The 22547-nt window shown below is 65.3% G+C and carries 17 protein-coding genes; 7 read left to right on the top strand and 10 right to left on the bottom strand.

What is annotated here, in order from left to right; translation table 11 throughout:
- Positions 1-423: 423 nt before the first annotated feature.
- Both J0911_RS12700 and J0911_RS12695 read left to right on the top strand, forming a co-directional pair.
- A complete protein-coding gene (locus tag J0911_RS12700) occupies positions 424-7134 on the top strand; it encodes a DNRLRE domain-containing protein (RefSeq protein WP_207275834.1) in 6711 nt (2236 codons plus the stop codon).
- 26 nt (positions 7135-7160) lie between these two features.
- A complete protein-coding gene (locus J0911_RS12695; RefSeq protein WP_207275833.1) occupies positions 7161-7646 on the top strand; it encodes a hypothetical protein in 486 nt (161 codons plus the stop codon).
- Between the two features lie 120 nt (positions 7647-7766).
- Here the strand turns inward: J0911_RS12695 and J0911_RS12690 are convergent, their stop codons facing one another.
- The gene (locus J0911_RS12690; RefSeq protein WP_207275832.1) at positions 7767-8321 is read right to left on the bottom strand and encodes a hypothetical protein; all 555 of its coding nucleotides are present in this window, start codon (positions 8319-8321) and stop codon (positions 7767-7769) included.
- Between the two features lie 1060 nt (positions 8322-9381).
- Here J0911_RS12690 and J0911_RS12685 point away from each other — a divergent pair.
- From J0911_RS12685 to J0911_RS12675, 3 genes are all read left to right on the top strand, one after another.
- A complete protein-coding gene (locus J0911_RS12685; RefSeq protein ID WP_207275831.1) occupies positions 9382-10248 on the top strand; it encodes a hypothetical protein in 867 nt (288 codons plus the stop codon).
- Between the two features lie 11 nt (positions 10249-10259).
- A complete protein-coding gene (locus J0911_RS12680; RefSeq protein ID WP_207275830.1) occupies positions 10260-10727 on the top strand; it encodes a hypothetical protein in 468 nt (155 codons plus the stop codon).
- Positions 10728-11053: 326 nt separating this feature from the next.
- The gene (locus J0911_RS12675; RefSeq protein ID WP_207275829.1) at positions 11054-11770 is read left to right on the top strand and encodes a hypothetical protein; all 717 of its coding nucleotides are present in this window, start codon (positions 11054-11056) and stop codon (positions 11768-11770) included.
- 46 nt (positions 11771-11816) lie between these two features.
- On the opposite strand, the gene J0911_RS12670 is transcribed toward J0911_RS12675, so the two are convergent.
- The 6 genes from J0911_RS12670 to J0911_RS12645 all read right to left on the bottom strand — a co-directional run bounded on the left by J0911_RS12670 (position 11817) and on the right by J0911_RS12645 (position 16621).
- Positions 11817-12029 carry a hypothetical protein gene (locus J0911_RS12670; RefSeq protein WP_207275828.1) on the bottom strand — a complete coding sequence of 71 codons (213 nt, stop codon included), beginning with the start codon at positions 12027-12029 and terminating at the stop codon, positions 11817-11819.
- On the bottom strand, positions 12020-13006 hold the full coding sequence (locus tag J0911_RS12665) for a hypothetical protein (RefSeq protein WP_207275827.1): 987 nt from the start codon (positions 13004-13006) through the stop codon (positions 12020-12022). The genes J0911_RS12670 and J0911_RS12665 overlap by 10 nt, the downstream gene beginning before the upstream one ends.
- 119 nt (positions 13007-13125) lie before the next feature.
- A complete protein-coding gene (locus tag J0911_RS12660) occupies positions 13126-14310 on the bottom strand; it encodes a hypothetical protein (RefSeq protein ID WP_207275826.1) in 1185 nt (394 codons plus the stop codon).
- Positions 14311-14567: 257 nt separating this feature from the next.
- Positions 14568-14795 (bottom strand): integrase core domain-containing protein, encoded by a 228-nt coding sequence (locus J0911_RS12655; RefSeq protein WP_207275825.1) that lies wholly within the window; start codon positions 14793-14795, stop codon positions 14568-14570.
- A 273-nt stretch (positions 14796-15068) separates the two neighbouring features.
- Entirely contained in the window at positions 15069-16301 is a 1233-nt protein-coding gene (locus J0911_RS12650; RefSeq protein WP_207275824.1) for a type II toxin-antitoxin system HipA family toxin, read from the bottom strand.
- Entirely contained in the window at positions 16298-16621 is a 324-nt protein-coding gene (locus J0911_RS12645) for a helix-turn-helix domain-containing protein (protein ID WP_372434876.1), read from the bottom strand. Before J0911_RS12645 ends, J0911_RS12650 begins: the two co-directional genes overlap by 4 nt.
- 174 nt (positions 16622-16795) lie before the next feature.
- Between J0911_RS12645 and J0911_RS12640 the strand changes: the two genes are divergently transcribed.
- Positions 16796-17518, top strand: coding sequence for a hypothetical protein (locus tag J0911_RS12640; RefSeq protein ID WP_207275823.1), 723 nt, complete (start codon positions 16796-16798; stop codon positions 17516-17518).
- Between the two features lie 449 nt (positions 17519-17967).
- Positions 17968-18513: a hypothetical protein gene (locus tag J0911_RS12635; RefSeq protein WP_207275822.1), complete on the top strand. Its 546-nt coding sequence runs from the start codon at positions 17968-17970 to the stop codon at positions 18511-18513.
- Positions 18514-18944: 431 nt separating this feature from the next.
- Here J0911_RS12635 and J0911_RS12630 read toward each other — a convergent pair whose 3' ends face one another.
- The 3 genes from J0911_RS12630 to J0911_RS21350 form a co-directional block, all read right to left on the bottom strand.
- On the bottom strand, positions 18945-20039 hold the full coding sequence (locus J0911_RS12630) for a hypothetical protein (RefSeq protein ID WP_207275821.1): 1095 nt from the start codon (positions 20037-20039) through the stop codon (positions 18945-18947).
- Between the two features lie 357 nt (positions 20040-20396).
- Positions 20397-21620 (bottom strand): DUF6236 family protein, encoded by a 1224-nt coding sequence (locus J0911_RS12625; protein WP_207275820.1) that lies wholly within the window; start codon positions 21618-21620, stop codon positions 20397-20399.
- Between the two features lie 407 nt (positions 21621-22027).
- Positions 22028-22330, bottom strand: a complete 303-nt coding sequence (locus J0911_RS21350; protein ID WP_504739185.1) for a protein NO VEIN domain-containing protein — start codon at positions 22328-22330, stop codon at positions 22028-22030.
- Between the last annotated feature and the right edge of the window lie 217 nt (positions 22331-22547).

Below are 22547 nucleotides of genomic sequence, written 5' to 3'. Positions count from 1 at the left end.
GGCGAGACCCTGGGAGAGGCAGGCCGAGCCGGTCCTTCCCCTCGGGCGAACGACCAGATCAGACCCAAGAATGCTGCGTACAACGGAAGAGTGCCTATCGGAAGTTGCTCCCGCCCAGGCTCCTGACCCGTTCAGTGTCACGCATCCGGCCGATTGTGATGGAGACCCTGCCCGGGTGGGTGATCTTTCGACACAGAATCGTTGAAAACTCTCGACTGGCGATCGTGCTGGCCGGGAATGTGAGTCATGGGGTGGTCTGGAGCCGGTAGGTTACGGCTCGCCAGCGCGATCCGCAGTTGGGCTCCCGGGCTGGCCCGCTCATGCGAGGTCTTTGTCGGGTCCGGCGTGTGGTGCCGGCCGGTGATCGGAGTCGTGCTGGTGTTCCTGACGCATGCTTTCGGTAGTCCTGACGGTTGGCGCCGTATGGCGCTGAGTACCGCGTTCATCGCCGTGGTCGCGGTGGGCGGCGGAACGGAGCTGGTCGCGACCCCGCGCGCGGTAGCCGCGGAGTCAGGCCCAGACTGCACCGGCATTGAGCGCACGGCAGCCGACGGAGTCTCGGCGATGCTGAACGCTCGGTTGTCGGGTTGCCGCATCGAGGACCTGTCCCAGCGCACCGAGACGTCGGCGACGTATGCGCGCCCGGATGGTGACTGGGATGTGGCGATGTCGATGTCACCAGTCTGGGTGCGCACCGGCGGGGATGGGACGCATGCGTCGGACTGGGCCGAGTTCGACGCCGACCTGCGCGAAGACGATCACGGCGTGTTCGTCCCACAGGCGCATCCTGCCCGGGTCGAGATTTCGGGTACGCAGCAGGCCGGGGCTGACGGTGTCTCGGTGGTGGCGTCGTTGACGGATCCGGCCACGTCGATCGTGTCGGAGCTGACGTTTCCGGGTGACCTTCCGGCCCCTGAGGTGACCGGTCCTCGGGCGCGGTACCGGTCGGTGAGCCCGGGTATCGACATGGTGATCGACGTGACCGGTGGCGGTGTGGAGCAGTACTACGTGTTGCACGAGCTCCCGGCTGACGGCGAGGATCTGCCGGTGGGGTTGCAAGTCAGCGGCGAGGGCGCCCAGGTCATCGACCCCGCCACCGAGGGCCCCGGGCCCGGGGCCTTGGTGGAGGTGCTGGATAGCACCGAGGATGTCGTGGCGAGTGTGGGCACGCCGGTGATGTGGGATGCGACCTACGACGCCCAGCTGGCCCACCCGGTCGCCGAGGACTACGACGGCAGCGCCGAGCCGGCGACGTGGGCCGGATCGGTCCAGGCGTTGGACGAGTCCGACAATGCCTCGGACGAGGTTGAGCGTGCGGGGCTGGGTAAGATGGCGCAGAGCGCGGGTCGGGCGATCTCGGACGCCTTCTCGGGTGGCCCGGAGCCGCTGGATCTGGGTGTCGCTGCAGAGGTTCCGGCGCAGGTGGATGTCCGGGAGGCGGGGGCGGACATCGCGATGGACGCTGACGCCGGGCTCGAGGATGCCGGTGTCGCGCCCGAGGACGTGGTGCTGCCGCTGGTGGTGGATCCAAGTGTCTCGCTGGCGTTGCCGTGGGACACGTACGTGCAGTCGGACTCGTCGGTGGAGAAGTCGAACGAGACCGAGCTACGGCTGGGGACGTTCGACGGTGGCACGACCAAGGCGCGCACGTACATGAACGTGTCCACGTCTTCCATCCTGGGCAAGTCGGTGCGGTCGGCGAGCTTGAAGTTGTGGGAGTGGCACTCCTACTCGTGTAATGCGCGTGAGTGGGTGGCCTACCCCGCGGGTCTGGCCGATGGTGGCACGGTGTGGTCGGATCAGCCGAACATCAACACCTCGTACTCGGGTTCCTCCACCGAGACCACGGGGCACTCGGCGTCGTGCGGGGACGGCTGGGTGAACATGGATGTCACCGACATCCTGCGCTACTTCTCCCGCGGCGCGGCGTCCGAGCGGGGGATCTCGCTGCGGGCGGCTAACGAGTCCGACTCTTACGGCTGGAAGCGGTTCAACTCCACGAACGCGTCCTCGGGCAAGCCCACGCTCACGGTCACGCTGAACACCGCGCCGGCCAAGCCCGGTTCGACGACGCTGGCGTCGGGTCAGTACGCCTGGTACCCGAGTAGCACTGATGCGAACAAGGAGTTGTACGTCAAGACGCTGACACCTACGTTCCGGGCGGTGGTCTCCGACCCGGACGGTGACCGGGTGCGCTCCAGCGTGAAGATCCTGGAGGGTTCCACCGAGGTCCTCACCGATGGTGTCGGCTCGTATGTGGCCTCGGGCGGCACCTCGAAGTACACCACCAAGACCAGCGTGGGCCTGGCCAACGGTCACACCTACTCGGCGAACGTGCGCGCCTATGACGGGCTGCTGATGTCGGCGACCAAGAGCCTGTGGAACTTCAAGGTCGACACCACCAAGCCCGCTACACCGGCGGTGACCGCGACCGGCTACACGAATGGTGAATGGAAGGACACCAAGCCGTCCTCCAACACGTTCACCTTCACCTCCACCAGTTCCGATGTGACCAGGTTCGAGTACTCCGCCGACGGCGGCCCCTGGACTTCCAAGACCGCTTCCGGCACCACGACCAAGACCGCGACCCACACATGGAACCCGGCCGAGGGCGCGCACACGCTCAAGGTCCGTGCCGTGGACAAGGCCGCGTGGACCAGCGCAGTCACCACGTTCACGTTCGGCGCGGGCGGCGCGGACATCACTGCTCCCACCTCGAATGGTACGAAATCGACCTCGACCGTCCCGGTCAGCGCCACCGCCCCCGCACCAGCATCCGGATCGGTCACAGCGGAGGTCCTGTGGCGGGTCGGCGGTGGGCAGGAACCGGCCGACTTCTCCCCGACGAACGGGTCTCGCACCGGCTGGACCGCCGTTGAGGGCGAACTCCCGGTCACCACGGCTGCCGGCGCGGTCACCGCGACAGGGCTGTTGGACGTGGCAGGCATTGCGTCCGAACTGGGCCGTGATCGGCAGGCGACCATGGTGAACGTGCAGGTCTGCTTCACTTACACCAGCCCGGCGACGACCCGCTGCTCCTGGACGAGCACCCCCAGCTCGCATGCCACGGCGACCTACGTGCCGCATGCGTTTGATGATGACTTCCCGACGGCCGCCGCCGGGCCGGGGCAGGTGGCGTTGTGGACCGGTGAGTACGCGATGCACGAGCACGACGCGGCGGTTGCAGATCTGGCGGTGGGACGGTCGTATGCCAGTTACGACAATCCGGCGGCGTCTGCAGGTGTGTTCGGGCCGGGCTGGACTTCGAGCTTTATCGGTGATCCCGTGGGAACGTCCGGACTGACGGCCAAGGATGACACGACGTTCGACGGCACGATCTCCTTCACGGACGGGTATGGATCGCCGATGGTGTTCATGCAGCCGGGAACCGGACGGGCGCCTCGCCAGCTGGGCGTGTATGCGGCCGCGGACGACGACACGGCTGCGCTCGGCGTGAGAATCGAGGTCCTCGCGCCGGATGCGCAGGACCGTGGCACGCGTCTGACGTGGACTGATTCTGATGGGTCCGTGACCACGTGGGCGTGGCAGAACGGCACGTGGCAGGCGATCTCGGTGGACGGCGTGGATTCGCCCGGCATCATGCGTCTGGATTATGACGGCGCTGGTCGCCTCACACGCATGGTCGCTCCGGTCCCGCAGGCAGCGACGCCGGTGACCTGCGACGCGGGTGCCGAACAGCGTGGCTGCCGGGTTCTGTCAATTGCGTACGGGAGTTCGGACACCGGCACGGACGCAGTGCCGGGTGACCGGGCCGGGCAGGTCAAGCAGATCTCCTACACCGCGTGGGATCCCGCCACGAACGCGGTGACGACGACTCCGGTCGCGGCGTATGCGTACAACTCGTCCGGCTACCTGGTCAAGGTCACCGATCCCCGCTCCAACCTGTCGACCACCTACGCCTACTCCGGTGTCTCGTCGGCTGGAGTGCCGCTGCTGGCGTCGGTGACACCGGCTGGCCTGGCCAGCTGGACGCTCCAGTACGGACCGACCACGGTCGATGCGAACGCGCTCGTCACTGTGACCCGCGACGGCGCGACGCTCGGTGCCTCGAGCGTGCGGACCAGCCGATACGTGTACGGGATCGACCCCGCCACGACCGTCGCTGGACTGCCGGCGATGACGGGGGCCGCCGTGGCGGTCTGGGGTCAGCCGGACGCACCGACATATGGGGCAGCAGTATTCGCTCAGGACAAGGCCGCCGATGTACCAGGCTCCTCGACTGGTGATGTGACCGCGGCGCTGTGGCCCTACGCGGACGTCTTCTACACGGACGACCAGGGGCGTGTCACGAACGCTGCCCAGTACGGTGCCGGTGACTGGCAGCTGACGTCGACAACCTATGACGAGTCCGGCCGGGCCGTGCGGACCCTTGAGCCCGGGGCGATCGCCCAGATCCGAGGCTCCACCACGGCCGGGGAAGAAGTCGACCCGGACACCTACGCGACCATCACGACCTACAACCAGGACGTGCTCTCCTCCGCCGCGGCGACTGGCCCCGACGGCGAGAGCGTGCCGGCTGGGACGGTGCTGCTTCCGGCCGGGACCCTGGCGACCGATATCTTGTACCCCGCCTCGGACGTGGTCGACCCGGCCACGGGCGACACGATTACCGCCCGCGCTCACGTCAAGACCGCCTACGACCAGAGCGCGCCGAACAACGGGGTCAACCCCGAGACCGGCTTGGGGTTCGGCCTGGCGACCACGACCCAGATCCTCCAGGAGCCGGTAGGCGAGGCCAGCGGTGCGGCTACGGTCGTTGCTGAGACGCGGACCGGCTATGCGCCGATCGACGGGGCGGACGAACTGAGTGAGACCTCGGGGTGGGTGCTCGGGTCGCCGACGTCGACGACAACGGAGAACGGAAGTACCGACATCACGTCCAAGGTCCGGTTCGACGCGCTGGGGCGCGTGGTCGAGAAGCGTCAGCCCAAGGGCAGCGGTGCCGACGCGGGCACCATTCTCACTGGCTACTACACCGCCGACTCGCAGGCCGGCCCGTTCGCGGACTGCGGTGGCAGGCCCGAGTGGGACGGCCTGCTGTGCCGAACCAGGTCTGCAGAGACCACGGCCACGATCCCGGTCGCCACGGTCGAGTACGGATACCTCCTGAACCAGACGAAGCTCAGCGAGGTCAAGAGCTCCGCCACCCGGACCACCACGCAGAGCTACCTTGCGGACGGCCGTGACGACACGACGACCGTTACGGCCAGCGGTCTGACCGATTCCGAGCCAGTGCCAACGACCAAGACGATCTACGACACCGCGACCGGCCTGCCGACCGCGACGGCGTCCCTGGACGCCTCGGACGCTGAGATCGCCAGGATCAGCCAGGCCTATGACCGGTGGGGGCGCCTGGTGACCTACACCGACACCGACGGGCAGGTCACCACCACGACCTATGATGCAGCCGGCGCGGTAGCGAGCGTCACCGACCCGGTCGGCACCACCACCTACACGACCGACTCCGCCACCGAGCACCGCGGGCTCACGGTAGGGGTCGACCTTGATGGCAAGGGACAGATCGACGCCACCTACGACGCGGCCGGGAACATCACGACCCAATCCATGCCCGGTCAGGTCACCATGACCAAGACCTACGACCAGGCCGGACAGCTGACCGGGATGTCCTACGACACCACCGATAGCATCGGCGACCCACTCACGCTGGGGACCTGGACTATCGGACGAGAGCTGCTCGGCCGGATCGCGACCCAGGACACCAACCTCGGTACCGGCGCGGACGGATCCTTCGGCAGGTCCCTGGCATACGCGTACGACAAGGCCCAACGCCTGACCGATGTCACCGACACCCTTGGAGCCTGTACGACCACCCGGACATACGGCTTCGACACCAACGGCAACCGGACCTCCCAGACGACCGTCGAACCCACCCTCGACGCCGGCGGAGCGTGCACGACCGCGAGCACCATCACGACGGCGAAGAGCTGGACGTACGACCCTGCCGACCGGGTTCAAGACGGTGCCACGCTCGGAGGCGCGACCGCAGGCGCGTACGGGTACGACGCCCTGGGACGTCAGAGGCTCATCCCCGCGGTGGACACTCCCGCAGGAAGCGCCGCCGGGAACCTGACGATCGAGTACTACGACACGGACGCCGTGCACACCATCACCCAGGACGGCGTCACCACCACCTACGGACTAGACCCCGCCGGTCGACGCGCCACGCAGTCGGTCACAAGCTCCGCCGGTGCGACCACTACGGAACGGCACTACACCGACGTCACCGACAATCCCGGATGGGCCAAGGAGACGACTCCAGACGGACAGTCCGCGACCACCTGGTATGCCCCGTCCGCTACGGGCGAGCTCGCTGCCACGGTCACCGACGGGCAACTGACGCTCGCCCTGACGGACCCGCATGGCGACGGCGCCTTGAGCTTCCCGGTCACCTCTACCGAGCGGGTCGCCATTTCGGCCCCACCGCTCGACGAGTACGGCAACCCGGTCGGGCCCACGGCGACTCCCGGTTCGAGCGAACCGTTGGGCTACCACTGGATGGCCACGGATGAACGAGCAACCAGCCACTCAGGCCTGAACCTCATGGGCGCCCGCGTCTACAACCCCACCACAGGAGCCTTTACATCGGTCGACCCCGTGACCGGGGGCAACAGCACGGCATACGTCTACCCGCAAGACCCCGTGAATGACTCCGACGTCAGTGGAACGATGTCCACCTCGGTGATGAAGAAGATCAGGGAACTGCGAGCCTGTCTCAACCTGGGTGCATCAAACTGTTACGTCGCGTATCGAATCACAGTCTTGGTCATCGGCTATGCGAGCGGATTCCGTAACAGGGACAAGCAGAACGGTATTCGCCACTTCGTGTGGAGCGCCCTTCTAGCGATGGCGTTCGGAGGCGGCAACGCAAAGAAACTCACCGACTCGCACGAGTGGCGACAGTACGGTAGGGATTCGGCCGTTGATCAACGCAACAACTACCTAGGGCGTCTGCGGGGTATCTGGTACCGAACGTCGTCGCGGGCATGGTGGGTTCGAAACAGCACGGCAGTTCGTGCCTACTGGCTCGGCGTCTTCGGAAATATGGGTAAAACGCTTTGGAAGAACCGCACACTCGCGCGAAGGGGTTGGTGAGGATGGGTCGATCGTCAGGACCGGGCATGGACGATTTCGGTACGGACCGTGCTCTGCACGCGCCGGGCTGGGCGAAGAAGCGAACGCTGCTGATATCGCTAATAGCGATAGTGGTGATAGTCGTCCTGGTATTTACCGTCCAAGCGCTCGGCGTCGTTGGTCGCACGATGGGATTCTTCGGAAGCCAGTGTGACCCTGAAGATAGCGCTGCCCTTCAGTCCGAGGCGGCATCAGTGAGGTCGGCTCTGGGCTCCGAAAAAGTGTCGGATGTGTACTGCGATGATTCCGGCGACGGAAAGCCGTACGTTGTCATCAGCCCGCCTGATGCCGAACGAGTCGCCTCGGTGGTTGACGTGCTGGCAGCACGCGGATGGAAGTGTGAAGATATCCGATACGGTGCGGAAGAGGGAATCAGCGTTTGTGCCAACGAGGTCAACGACCATTCCTTCGAAATGACTCTGGAACTGATGGCAGATGAGACAATCGATATCGGTCTGACCGCAATCGATTGAGAGAAATAGAAGCGATTCTCAGTCCACGAGGTGCTGCAGGCCACGCCAGTGCTGCAGGTCGCAGGGGGCGAAGCCTGGTATGTCGCGCAGAACATGCTCGCAGCAGCCCCGGAACCGGCGTCAGGAACTCAGCAGTCGGCGGAGCAAGGATCGGCGCCGCGCTCGTCCATCGTCGATGATTCCGGCGCCGGTCTCTGCCTGCTGCAGCCAGTTGAGGTAGTGGTCGTGGAAGCTGTCCGAGACGGGAAGGATCTCGTCGCCCATGACGCGAATGTGTCCTCGTTGGGGCCCGGAGACGACGAGCCATTCCTCCCAGCCGCAGCCCCGGTGCACGAGGGGGATGCAGCCGATGAACCGGCGTGAGTAGACCTCCTCCTCCAGATCCCGTAGCGACGCCGTCGCCGCGGCGAAGCCGGCATCGTCGGGGAAGTCCGCTCGTTGCGGTGGGGCCTCGGGAACTTCGCTCCAGGCGGCCTCGATCTGTTCAGCGGTCTGTGCGGGCCTGTGGATCTGGTCCAGGATCACGTCGCCGTGGCCCCAGTGCCACGTGCCTCGTTCGCTGCGCAGAACCTCCAGGCCGTAGCCGGGACCTGCGCCGCCTGCGCCCACCTCGACCAGGAACGAGCGGTACTCCTCCGGGAGAGCCACGCCGAACTGTGCCTCTGCTTCTCCCACTTGCGCCATGGTCAGCGGCGCTGCCAGAACGAATCGATGACCGCTGGCACCGAACGTCGCCAGACGCCTGTCGCGTCGACGGAGCTGTGAAACACGCTCGCGCACTCCTTGCCAGTTCGTCATCTCACCTCACTCCGGGTCGACATCGAAGTATCGCCGAAGTTCTTGGACGCCCGCGGGCCTCCGCGATCGTCTCGTCGTCGAACGCCGCTCGAGCGCGCCCACACGGGGGCGGGCGCGAGCCCTAGTGGAACCGAACACCACGGGCCGTCCTGGGACTAGCTGCGGCTGTGGGAGCATCGTCCCCATGATCGACATGACGAAGGGACATGCCGCGTAGACGCCCCTCCCGGCTACGCGCATCGAATCGGGCCAGAAGAGTCCGCACGCGTTCACCAAAGCATCCGCGGCTGTCCGGCGCGACGAGCGCCGCGATCTCCAGGCTCGAACGGTTCCCCGGCGAAGTACATGAAGCCCTCCTCAGGTGGGACCGGCACTCGCGCCAGCAGCGGCGCACCCCATGGATCGAGCACAGCTCGTGCCCGGGCTGCGACGACGTAACGGTACGAGATCTCCTCGCAAAATCAATCTCCAGACTGCCCCGCAAACCCGCGTATGAGCTTCGCGACCTCGTCGACGAGATCGACCAGCGGATCCTACGGCGCCTACCAGTGCCCGACATCGCTGGTGGCGCGACCTCCTGTACAGCGACCTTGACGGCCTGTTGTAGTCCGACCACATCATGCCGCACATCCGACAGCTGCAAGCACCTCCAACCGGGGGCGGCCGGTGGGTCATGGACATGCCGCCGCACGACATCCCGCGCAAGAACTCCACCCGACTCTCGGCCACCGGTTCGGTCGCCCCGGTCCGGTCGATCCGAGGAGACTAATCGCCGAGGTGATCCGGCCGCTGCTGGACGCTCGCCCGGCTCTCGGCGTGCAGGTTCTGGTAGGGATCCGGCGCACGGTTTAGCCCGGTTTGGTTCACCCGCAAGTTCACCCTGCGCCGAAGGCTGGTTCTCGCCCTTCGATGGCCGCCTCGCACTACGTTGAGTGGCGTGCATAACCGTGTGACTGCCCTCGTGCCGGTTGCCGTCGTCGTCCTGGCTCTGACGGGATGTGGCGGCGGCGCGGCGCCGGTCGAGGGTTCAGCTTCCAGCGCCCCGTCCTCGCCGGTCGAAGCGCCCACCATGTCGGATGCGGAACGCGTTGCCACGGCGGAGCGGCTCGTTCTCGATGACCTGCCTGATGCACCGATCTGGGATGGCCTGACGGTCGAGGGCGTCGTCATCGACGGCAGCGATGTGTGCGTGGACCGGACTTACGGCGAGGACGGAGGTCTCGATGGGCAAGGCGGCAACGCGGGGTATGTCGTGGTCAGCTTTCCTGGCGAGACACTGGGAGCGCCAGCTGATGGCACATGCTCGGATCTCCTGGGCAACGGCGCCATCGCGGAGGCGTCCACTGGTTTCCCGAAGTTCCACGTGACGTGCGAGGACGAGCGAGGCGATGGCTCTGGAGTTGTCGACATCAAGGACGTCACCCTTTCGAACGACGGTTCGCTGGTCTTCGCCTCGGTCGTGTTCACCGACCCGATCCAGGCTACGGACGTCGATGGGCTGAGCTTTCTGGTCACCGCCAGTTCGGCTGACGGTGATGGGGCCAGCTATCAGTTCGGGACGAAGTTCGGTGCAGGCGTCGAGACGGCCAACTTCGTGTTCGACCTTTCAACTGCCACGCAGGAGAACGTGACCAACGGTGCTGTCTTCGCTGACGGGCAGGTTGCAGTGCGCTATCCGGTCGAGCTCCTGGATCACCTGGGGCCGGCGTTCGAGTGGTATGCCGTCGTCACGCTCGATGGCCAAGATGTGGACTCCTGTGGTGGGCCAGGAAGCGACGGAATCGTCGCAGAACCTCAAGAGTAGGAGGGAAGGCTATGCCTGCAGCCCCTGCCGACGACCTCGCCGTCTGGCACGGCGGGCGCCGATGGGCGGAGGCCGTCCGGATGCAAGCGGCCCGACTTGAGGATGCCCTCTACGAGTACGCCTCCGCGCTGCAGGACGCGCACCTGCGCAGTGAGATGGCCGAGCCGGCCCAGGAAGCGGTCCGTGCCCAGCTGGACCGCGACTCGCTACAGCCCGTGCGCGTGCCTTCGGTGGCGCTTCAAATGGAGGTCTCGACCGACGCCGACTTCTTGGTCGTTGCCGTGCGCAACTTGTTGCGTGCGCAGAGGCGGCTACCAGACGACCTCAGGACGGCGATGGCGGGCGAGGAAGTCCTGGAGCTGTTGCGGAACATCGCGGAGCACTGGGACGAAGTAGGCGGTCGATCAGCTGAGAGGCTGGCAGCCGACCATCCTGGGGTCATCGTCGGGGCGATCATCTACACCAACAAGGAGATCTGAATCGGCAACGTCCCACTGTCACGGATCCGGGCCTGGGCTGCCCGAGCAGAGGCCGCACTCGACAACGCGATGACCCGCCACGGCAAGCCGCCATTGGACCACGACGCGTCCGTCGTTGACGGTGATGACGAGATCGCCTGGCCTCCCGATCGCCGACGCTACACCGTCTGGGCGGCGCCGAGGCGGCCGTCCGAAGAGTGGCCGACCGATCCCGCACCGCCAGAGCTGGTTGAGCTGCTTGCGCGCCGGTTCGCGAATCTTCGGGCTCGCGACGACGCGGACTGACGCCGGGTCTGGGCAGCGACTGACTTGGCTAGGCTGAAGTGGTGGATGACTTCGAACGAGCAGCGATCGGGGGTGAGGTCGCGGTCGCTCTTGCGGCAGCCGGTATGGCGATCGGTGATCCGGTGGCGGGAGTGGCAGTTGCTGGTGCAGTTCCTGCGCTCAATGCTATGTACAGCCGTTGGCTCTCTGGCCAGCGTCGAAAGTTTGAGCGGACGGTTGGCACCGCAGTCGAAGAGTCAGGCCTTGCCCCGGACGAGCTCGCCTCCAAGCTGACATCGACAGTGCCGCATGCCGCTCTCCTGGGTGAGGTCATGGATGCGGCGTCACGTACGGCACTTGAAGAGAAACTCGATGTGCTCGGGAGGCTGCTCGCCCGCGGCGCGTTGGCTGCCGACGGCACAAGCATCGACGAAGAGCTCATGTGGGTGCGAATCATGACGAGGCTTGAGGCGCCGCACCTTCGCGTACTCACTGCGCTGGACGATGCGCGGCCCACAGGTTCTGACCGCGCGTCCTGGATGTACGACAGGACGCGCGCCGCCTTCGAGGCGGTTGGCAGTTCCGATCCTGCCCTTCGGTCGCACGTGCTATCAGAATTGGAAGCCAGCAAGCTAGCCCAGTGGCGCTATGGAGACTCCTACCCCCCTTCATATGGGATCGGCTCTGGAACTTCGGCTGGCGACAGGTTCTGGAGCATTACCAAGCTTGGCACGGCCTGCCTCGACCGCTTCTACCTTCGCGGCGAACAGAGCACCTGACCGTAGGGACGGGCTGCGGCAAGGTTCAGCCCCCCGCTTGGCTGGTCTATCGTTCCGCCGCCTGCGCCATGTTCACCCACTCCTCGCACGCACCCGTGTCGTCGGACCTACTTAGCGGTGTAGCAGCCTCGGCCGCTGTGTGCTGCACGAGGGAGTCCGCATCTGAGGGCGGAATGATGCAGAGCACGCGATCCGTGATGGACCCGCTATCCAGGAACTCGATCTCGCCGTCGCTGCTCAGCCACGTAATCAGAGGCATGGCGGACTGGCGTAGGCGTCGTAGTCCGCGGTGTCCAGAAGCCGTCCAAGTAGTTCAACGGCCGACGACGCCAGGTTCGCGTCGATCGGCTGAGGGCAAACGGACCTCCGGGTAATTGAATTTCCGTCGATAAAGGAGAGAATCCCGCCTTCGTCTAGGATCTGCACCCCGGTGTCATCTACGGATACCAGGCGCCCGATTGAGTTCATCGCCCCACTCTCTGAGTGCCATGATATCGCCTCCCGAGGACCCCAGGTGAAATTAGTCGCAGCAGATGCGAGCGATACGACAAACATCCCAACTAGCGTGAGAATTCCGATCGCCCGGCTCTCACGCCGGATTTCGCTATGACGCTCCTTAGTCGACGCGAGGAAGACTATTGCCACTGCCAGGATGATGGAGACTATTCCAAACGTCTCGAGGGTGGTTGTTAGAGACGGTTGTCCCTTGCGGCCTATCGCATCGCGAATTATGAGGGCGATAGTTCCTGGAATGATCGTGAGCGCAACAGCCAGGTAGCCGCCTCGTGTATCCGCCAGTCGCTCGAGGAAATATTCGATCTTCCAACTTGCTCGATTCGCAAACGATGTCGTGTAAGATGAAATCGCGAGCGACGCGACGAGTGGAGTTGCAAGAGCAGGAAATGCAAGCATTCCAAGTGATGTTACCGACCAGAATAGTGTCGGGGAGAGCCTCACGCCTCGGAGGGTCGATGCTCCGAGTACGAACACGGAGAGCAACGCCAGCACCGGTGCCGCGGTCGAGGCGACGAGATTCCCGATCGGGATGGCACCAAGGACCGCGAGCGTGAGGTCCGGACTGCGACCAGTCACGAACCATGCATTCGTGACGGCGATCGCCCCGGGCGAGAACCCGGCGATCGCAAGTAGTGCTGGATCCGCAATGGCCCGTCGCAGCGTCCAACTGTAAGCGATCGGTACATCTTGCTCGACAGTCTCCACCGCATCGACAGGCACGGAGCAGAGACTAGTCGCTCCCCACGGATCCGGGTCAGAGGCGGGGCCGCACACAGTCGGGGCAGAGTGAGAGACGCTTCCATGTCTGTCAAGCGGGGAGGGCCGGGTATTTTCCCTGGTCAGGTAGCTCCGAGACGTCGGTTGATTTCGTGCAGGTAGAACAGGTCGTTGCCGCGCAGTTTCTCCAGCTCCCCGCCGCGCGCGGTTGCGGCCTTTACCGCGAGGCTCGTGGCGCCGGCAGCCGCAGGAACAGCGGCGGCGAGGGCGGAGAGGATCGAGTCGACGCCTGTTATCGCCTGGAACCCCATCAGGATTGCACCCGGACTCCCCACCCCTGCCACCACGGTCATGGGTTCCTCGCCAACCTGCTTCGCGAGGTGGCGGACGAACGTGTGCCGTTCCATGCCGTCACGCAGATCGTCAAGCGTCGGGGCGACGTCGTTTCGCCACAGGTCTTCCACTTCAACGGCGGATTCTTCGTCGAAGGCTTGAGACCGAAGCTTCTCTGACAGCGCCACTACCGCGCGCCGGTAGCGGCCTAACGGTGACCCCAGGTCTTCTCGAAGCATTAGCACGTCGTGCATACCCGAGTTCGGGAATGACGGTAGCTTTGCCACCAAACCACCCCCGACGGCAGCCTGTTTGGCGTGCATCAGTGTCAGCCGGTTCGGTTCGACATGTCCCTCCCGGACCAGTGACCGCGCCAACGAGGCGGACGACTCGTCGAACAGTGCATGCACGGCCGGGTCCTGCAGAGTTCGCTTGATGTGGTCGACGTATTCGGCAAGCATCGCGTCGGAGTCACCTTGCCCGGCGCCGACCTCGTTCACAGTAACTACCCCGAGCCGGATTGCCTCATCCAGTTCGCGCAAGCCCGAGGCATCCACCATGTCGGCCGCGACCGACCGCAGCCGTAGGGCGGAGTCGTCGAACCCTCGAACGATCTCGAACAGTTCGGCGAGCTTAGGGGACGCATCGAGAAGCTGTCGCTTCAGCGCTGGCGCCTGGTCTACCGCCTTCACGGTCTCCACGATCTGACGCCAATTGTCCGACAGCGGACCGCCGAGGCGCTGCAAGGTGTCGTGGTCGAACGACTCCAGGACGTCCAGCGCGTTGCTCGTGGTGGCGGACTCGAGCGCCCTTGTTGCGGCGATCATCGCGGCACCGGGACTGACGAGCTCGACAGTGTCGGCGTACAGGAGTGCGGCCTTCGTGAGGGCGAGGTCGGCGGCGAGGTCAACGCCCCCATCAGTGGCCTTGGGTTGCGTCGCAATCACGACCCGCAACCCCGAGCCGGCAGCCACGTAGCGGACACGCCTTGGCCGGTTACGACGGTTCGCACGACGCGATGGTTTGCCCACCCGCACAGTGTGTCGGCTTTGCGCCGAGCGGACTACCGCGGTCAGCGAATCGTCCTCATCGGCGCCGCCGTGAAGAGCCAGCTCGGGTCCCAGATGCCGGGCGACCGGCTCGCGAGTCCCACCGTCTCCACTGCCCTCACGGCTTCTAAACTCGCTTCTGTGGCGGTGACCTCTGAACCGCCCCGGGTTCTGTGGAGAGTTCAGTTGTTGGTGATGACTGGCTCTCTGGCCGGGGCTTGACGATAGTAGTCGGCCTCGATGGCGGCCGGGGTGGCGTAGTTGAGGGCGGTGTGGACGCGGCGCTGGTTGTACCAGTCGACCCATTCGGCGGTGGCGTACTCGACGTCCTCGAGCGTCTTCCACGCCCCGAGGTGGAACACGGTCGTGTCGATGCATGCGGCCTTGTACAGGCAGATGGTCGACTCCATGAGCCGTTGTCATAGGCATCCCCGACCGAGCCGATCGGTGGGGTCAGCCCCTCCAGACCGAGGCGCTCGGTGAACCGCACGGACGTGTACTCGGCATTCGAAGTGGTGGCTGTGACCGGCTGGGAGCGGGCTGCCGTCCAGTTGTTCAGGCGCGCCGGGCATACCGGCAGGTCTAAGGCCGAAGCGGTCTGGTGAGGCAAGGGGCAGAGGCGAGGCGTCGACGTGATCAAATGGGTCGCCTGGGGGCCACCGACTGTGAAGGGCGTTCGATCTTCAGACCGCCTTGACGACGGCATTCAGCCGTGCCTCGATCGACTCGGCCATCATGGTGATCTCGTGCTCCCTGATCCGGTTCTTGCGCGCCTGGTCGCGCCAGTTCGCCAGTGCTCCCGCGACGCGGCCCATCCTCTCGCGGGCCTGCTTGGACGTCAGGCCGCAGTCCTCGGCCAGGGCGAGTAGGCCGTCGACCTCGTCGGGCGGCGCGTCGGCTCCCATGATCGACGTCGAGCGGGACCGCCACGGATCCGGGTTCGGGTTCACGTCGAACACGGGGCTCAGCGTCCACGAGCCGCGGTCTGCGAGGAACCCGTGGTTGCGTAGGTGATCGTCGGTGTTGCCGAGCGCCACGCTGACCACGATGCGGTCGAAGAGCTCGTGGTGGTCCTGCTTCGGCGAGCGAGATAGGTCCCGCATCGCCTCGGCGATGTCGGCGTAGTCGCGTTGCTCGCCGTCGACGGAGCCAGTGGCCGTCATGGCGCTTATGTAGCCGACGCGATCCCCGGTCATCGTTCGGTCGAACCTGCGCAAGATCAACACGCTGCGCGCTCCCACGCGCGTGAGCCGCCGCTGCGGCGTGCAGATGCCCGCGCTCTCCATCAAGTCGAGCGTCGTCGCTTCCCAAGCCATGACGTCCCACTGATCGCTGCCGTGCGGGAACTTCGCTATCGCGAGGCTCCCGTCCTCGAGGCGCACGGAGGCCTTCGGCCGCGCGCCGCCCAGCCCCGTGGTCCCTGTGTCCAGGAGCTGCTTGACGGCCGCTGATGGGTCGTCGTCCGAGGAGAGCTCGTCGGAGGCGTGCAGCAGCTCAGGTAGCGAGACGAGCTGCGGAACGCTCGAGGGCTTCCCGAGGAACTCGTCGTGCCCGGGCAGGCGGAATCGCAGCGCACCCTGGCGTGTGTCGTCGCTGACCCCAAGGAGGAAGTCGAGGTCGTCCAGTCGCCGCGGGGCTCTGTTCTCTTCGCGGGCGCGCGTCCGCTCGGCCTTCTCGATGAGATTGCGGCCCCATCGGTCCGGGGCGCCGTCGGCAAAGGCGCGGACGAGCCCGGTCTGGTGTTGGGAGCCGGACACCAGGGGTAGGGCAGGGTCGATGGCCATGCCGTCACTTGTGAGGTACCCAGGGTCATAAAGGAACGTCGTAGAGATCTGGCCGCGCGTCCGGGTGAAATGCGCCTGGCCCACGAGCCGGGTGCGTCCCGCATCGTCGACGAGGACCTCGACGGTGGTCATCGGGCGCGCTTCTTCACGAGGCTGCCGGCCCGCAGGCGGCCGATGTCGCTGTTCAGCGGGTCGATCGCCTCGACGGCTTGGTCGAGCACGCCGAGCGCGCGCAGCACCTGGGCGACGTTGCCGAAACTCACGCTCGGGTTCCCGGTCTCGATCTTACGCAGTGTGTCCCGCGTGATGTCGGCGCGCTCAGCCACTTGCTGCGCCGTCAGACCCAAGACCATGCGCCAGCCCCGCACGTGCTCGCCGAAGGAGGCGATCTGCCGCTCAATCCTGTACCCAGCCATGCCTGCCCCTTTCTCTATGACGAGCATAGCAGCCATATAGTGTTGCTGTGGAGAACATGGTCGTCATAGCACAGTGCGCCATCTCCACTGGCAGTGTGGGCGCCATGCGGTTGCCGCGCAATGGAGAGTGGGCGCAGCACATGAGGTACCCGCGCTCTGTACTGGCGCGTCGGACCTAGATGCACCACAGCCGCGTGAGACAGTCCGCAGGTGGAGGACGTTGAGGACCTGGTAGCGACCGTTGGCGGCGTACTCGCGGGCCTCGCTTCGCTCGTTGCGGTCGTCGTTGCGATCGATCAGTTCACACTGCGCGCGAGGATGCGTCGCATCGTCACGTGGACGACCGAGTTGCTTGACATGGAGAAGAACCGCAACCGCCGCAGCACGCTCGAAGCGATCCGAGACCGTGCAGCCGGGTCCCTGGTCGCGAGCACGCTCGTGCCCATCCGGCACATCGCCGAGGGCGCGGTCTGGCTTGGGGGCGGAGCCGTGGTGATCGTCCTGCAGGTGACCCGTCGTGAGGACATGGGAAGCGTGCTTGCGTCCGCCGCAGTCGTGCTCGTCGCTGCGCAGCAGGGTGTGCGGCGAGCCGTGCGCATGTACGTCGAGCGCGAGCGAATCCGTGCCGAGTACGTCAAGCACGCGAAAGTCGTCCCGCCCCGGACCGACATGCTCGCGAAAATGGAGGGCGGTACCCGGTCCGAGTTCGGATGGGCCGCGCTGTTCGTTGCCGCGCTTATGGCCGTCGCGGCTGGTGTCGCCTGGGTCCTCGCCGACACGGACAACCTCTGGCCTCTGCTCGTCGTCGTTGCTGGTATCGGCATACTCGGGTTCGCACTCGACGGCGTGCGCAGGCTCGGGAGGCGAGCGCGCTCCATTCCCGCGCGCGCGGAGACACCCGAGCCCTCGTCCGACGGAGCGGCTGAAACCTAGCCTCGGGACATTGTCACTATGCGCGTGAGTGGCCGAAGACTGGCCCCGGTGGCGAGGGAAAGACGATGTCAGGAGACCCCGGCCGCTGTTCACTCAGCCAGCCTGCGCCAGCAGATCACGCCAGAGACGCCCAACGACTCCTTCGGGATCTGCCGCCGGCCGAGCCCGTGCCGCAGCACGAAGGGCGCGGCCACAGGGTCCAAGGGGATCTGCGAGTATGTCGCGGGCGCCGTTAGACAGCAGGGGAGGGCTCCGGCGCAGAGCCTCCTCACGGCATGCAATACCCGAGAGCTGGTTGCCGAAGTCCAGTCCAGAACCTCTTGGCAGGTGTGCTTTTTCGTTGCGTCCGGCGACCATGCGGCCCGACCGATCTCGATTTGCCGCCAGTCTCACGCGGGCCCGCGGAGGCCTTCCGCGTTTTCTGCCGGCCAGCTCCTAGACTGTCGGACGTGTTCGCTGACGACCTGCAACCGTTCTTTGGGCTCGCTGCCCAAGTTATTCCGGTTCTTCTAATCCTTCTCGTAATCGAGTCGCGCTACTTGGCCACCGGTGCCCTTGTGACGAGACTAAAGGCAGCTTCCAAGGATGGGGACGAAGTGGTCAATTCCTCCTACTACAAGATCGTGAATCTTCTGCACTCTAAGGAATTTCTGGCGCCAGAGAGTGCTGAATCCGCCGAGGTGAGAAAGATTGAGAAGGAGATCGGAGGCTACTTGCGGAGTGCGCAAGATGCCTTCCGAAAGCAGAAGCGCGATACCCGGGGGTTGCGCAGGAGGATACGGCTATCGAGTGGACTGGTAGGAGTTGCGATTGGGGTGGAGATTAACATGATTGCCGCCACGGTCTTTGACCTTTCTGCCAACGCCGAAAAAGTCTCGGCCGTCATTGCTGTTGCCGTCATAGCGGTCATGTGCCTTGTTGCTCTAAACGCCCTGCTTGGGCTCGATGACGAAAGTAAATCCGTTCCCGTCGAAGACGTCTCGGAACCGGAGTAGCGCACGAAAGCCCCGACCGCTCCCTCGCGGAGCAACCGTCGACGACACAGTCCGCTTGCTCCCGGAGCGTCGGCGGCGCATCGCACCTGCGGGGGTGCGAGCTGTACGGACTGGCGAGCCGTGCCGCCCATCGTCGGTTCGAGTCGGCGTTCTCCTACGTCAACCATCTGGACGGGTGGATCGCCTTGGACTCGGTGTCGAGCGGGAACGAGCCATGGGCTGGCGCGAACGCTTCCGCTGCGTTCTCGAGCAGGAAGGTCTGCCGTTGCTTGGGCAGTTGCGTTGGACCCCTCTCCACGGCCTCTCAGCTGTGGCCTTGGCTTCCTGGTAGGGGGCGGGTGGTCCAGTCGACGCCGAGGAAGGGGATGGGGAGCTGATGGTCAGGCTTGGGGTTGCGCTCGACGCGAATGGCAGGTTGGGCGATCGAGCCATCAGATGGCGGGGCGGAGACGTTGGACTGCTGTGACCTCGCCGTGGCGTTGCAGCCACTCGCGGACCTCGTTCGCCACCTCTGTATCGCCCAGCTGAAGCCGCGAACGCCCCAGGGCGCCGGTGATGTCGGCGTGAATGACGGCGGGCCGGTTTCCGGTGAACTGCGGCTTCGCCTTGCGCAGTTGATCCACGAGGATCTGTCCGGGATCGGGATGCGGCTTTCGACTGTCGAAGGCGAGGGCATGGAGTTTCCCGCTGTCCATGGTGCCTGAGCTTTCCACGATCGCCGATGCCTCGATCTTCAAGTGGTCTGCCTGCCCGGGAAACCAATGCGGGATGTCCCCGCCGAACCCGCTGCGGTCCTTGAGCCTCTTCGGTTGCTTCCGCATGTAGTGGTACTGGACATCGCCATGTGTCTGGCTCGCGCTAGGAGCGTCCTTGTCGGCCAGCTGCTTGACCTCGGCGAGTATGTCAGCGATGAGATCCTGATCCGGCAGGTCGGGCACCGTGGCGTGCACGTAGAAGACCCCCTCGTGCCGGTCAAGTGCCTTGCGGATCTGTCGGTCGAGCAGCGTCCAAAGACTGGCTGCCTGTAGCTGCTGTCGTGTGAATGGCGTGGCCTGCTTGCACTCGACCTCGACCGTTCCGTCGACCAGCCGGTCGAAAGTAGGCGTGTCGGTCTCCGGGACGAACTCGACCGAATGGCCTGTACTGACGTAGACCGCAGCAGAGATCAGCTCGAACTCGGTCGAGTAGTGGAGAGCGCCATCGCCTCGTGTCAGGTTCTTGACGCGCTCGTCCAGACCGGGGACGCCGGCGAGGGTCCGAAGAGCGTTCCCTGCCCTCGCGAGCCGGAGAAAGTTCTTTCCCATGCTCTTGTAGGCGGCTTCGCCATCCGGGGCGGCTTGATAGTTGCTCACATTGACGGCCAGTGGGTGAAAGGTACGCGATCCCTTCAGACGACCGCCGCTACGCTCCAGCTTGTCCTCGAAGCTACGGACGTTTGCCACCTGCTCGTCCACCCAACTCGGGTCCAGCGTGGCAAGCAGGAACTCGGCGTCGTCTGCGAGTTGATCCCAGATGGTCTTCGCCACGTGCCTTTCCAGTCCCGTCGACCGTTCTCGCGGACCGGCGTACCCCCCCCCTGCGATGGCTACCGCATCTCACGATAGAGGCCGCGGGGCCGGAGCGCCCCGCAGGAATCTTGGAGGCTCATGGACCCGTCGTGGAGCCGGTGATGAGCGCCTCGTTGCCCCTTCGGCCTACAATCTGGCCATTACGATGCATTCTGGGCCTACTGCTCCTTGTAGGTGGCGGTGAGCGACTTGCAGACAGAATCGCCTCCCTCGTCCCAGAAGACGTACTCCTCTCCTGGAAGCGCCTCGCTCGCCATGGCGTCCCACGAAGCCGCCAAGTAGCCCGAGCGGATCCCACAGCCTGTGGGCAGCAGTTCATCTGCCTCGTCGAAAGAGGCGCTCGAAGCGTTGTCCAGCGCTGGCTGGCGTGAGTTGGTGGCGTACGTCGAGGAGGAACCCAACAGGGGAGTTGCTGCGGATGGTGGCGCCCCCTTGGCGTACGTCCCACCATGCCTTGCCTATCGCTGCCGCTACTGATCCGGCCACTGTGGCGGCTGGTTCTGCCAGGTAGGTTAGGCCGGCGCCGATGATGGCTGGTGGTGCGTAGGTGGAGGTAGTAACGAGAGAGCGGACGGTCTCCAGCTTGAGCAGTCGGAGGTCCCGTTCAAGGTCGCGCAACGGCTGCTCGATCGTGCCTTGCACATGCCTGGCGAACTCCTCAAGGCGCCGGTGTTCCGCAGGGACAGCCGCGATCTGCCTGAGCTCGTCGACCTGGGCGTCCACGTGTGATCGGAAGGCTTCGAGCTTGGGCTGGAGTTCTTCTCGGCAGCGGAGGATCGCCTCGACTGGGACCTGGTCGAGGTTGGTGGGCAGGACGGTTTCGAGCGCCAGCATGACGTACGCCTCGGTAGCCTCAGGCTTGGCCGGGGCCACCCCGGTCAGTAGTCGCAGAGCGGCTTCGACGTCGGGATGAGGGATGGTCTTTCGAAGGTCATCCACGTCGGTGAGCGGCTGGAAGCGCCCCTGTCCGCTGACTTGGCTGGCAAGGGCTGTCATGTATGCACCCGCAACTGCACGATGGAACCCGACCCACTCGCGCCCGGGCGTGTGAGACCCCCAATCCCTCCCGGTATTCGGGTCAGGACGCCCTCGGATCGCGAACCCTCTGGCCACGAACTCGTCGACAAGCGACGGCGGGATCTTCTGGACATGGATCCAGCCCAGATTCTCTGGACGTACACCGATCGCCATGTTCGGTGACGGGACGAAGTCCGGATGGGGGACGTGCTCGGCGTCGTGGACACGAAAACGCGCCTCGAGCAGGTCGACGTTCCTGGCAAGCGCCGACTCGAAACTCGACTCCGCCTCGAAAACGTACAGGCCCGGGTTCTCATTGCGAAGCACTTCGGCGTCAGCGAACGCCCGCGCTGTTGCCGTGTCGTCGATCGGGTAGCCCGCAGGGACCAGGCGGTGGACCGCAGGCCAGTAGAGGGCCGCGGTCTTGAGCCAGTCCTCGTCCCGCACATGGATGTAGGGGTAGTACAGCGCCGGCGGGTGCATCCGCTTCTCCTCGATCAGCCTGAACTCCTGCGAATCCAAGCATCCTCCAACCCGACATTCGGGGCACGCCCAATGTGGATGAAATCCGGCTCAACCTCGGGGAGGCGGACGGTGACGTGCGAGGCTGACGAAGCAACCGGCCTCGTGGGGGCGCACCAGGGTCCGCGACTATGTCGGGGGTGCCGTCAGTCGGCAAGGGTAGGCTCCGGCGCAGAGCTACCTCACGGTTTGGAATGCCCGAGGGCTGGTTGCTTGAAGTCCAGTACCCCTCCTCAGGAGGTGTGCTCTTCCGTTGCGTCCGGCGACCTTGGGTACCGGAAGAATGCGATCTGTGTGACCTTGTACCTTCTCGCGGAGGAACGGAAAGTCATACCAGCCTGGCGACTGCGGGCGGTGCGAGGCACGCGAAGAAAGAGCGCAAACCGCGTCCCTTGACGGTGTGCTCGTCACTGCGCGCGCTGCCACCAAAAGCTGATCGGTGTCAGCTCGTCGTCGGTGGGGAGCCATGGGTCGTGAACGATGATCTGGCCGCCGTGGGCGACCAGCGTTCCCGAGCCGTCGAGTCCTGTGGTGATGCCGTGGACGATGATCATCAGGTGGTTCTTGTCGCTGGTGGCGACCTCGACCTCGCGGCGGGTCACCGCCACCGCATCCGCCTCGCCCGTGGTCCCCTTAACCTCGATCCGCCGCTCGACGCCGTCGACCTTCCCGACGATGTCGTACGACTCGATCGCTCCGACATCTCGCACGTCGGCCCAACCGTTCGTGCTGCACCAATTCAGGACGACATCGATCGCTCGCCGCTCGATGACCCGGCGCGCCTCTGCGTTGAGGAGGAAACCCGCACCGCGCGAACGCCCGCCGCGGGCGGCTTCCCCTTCTGCGTCCTGCGGCTCACCGAAAAGCTCGTCGTGATCGACGACCGCCCAGCCGTTGCGGCCGAACGAGAGATCGGGAAGGTCGGCA

The sequence above is a fragment of the Myceligenerans salitolerans genome (assembly GCF_017349295.1).
GTDB lineage: Bacteria > Actinomycetota > Actinomycetes > Actinomycetales > Cellulomonadaceae > Myceligenerans > Myceligenerans salitolerans.
The sequence above is the reverse complement of the archived record's forward strand: the minus strand, read 5'-3'. Positions and strand labels throughout refer to the sequence as shown.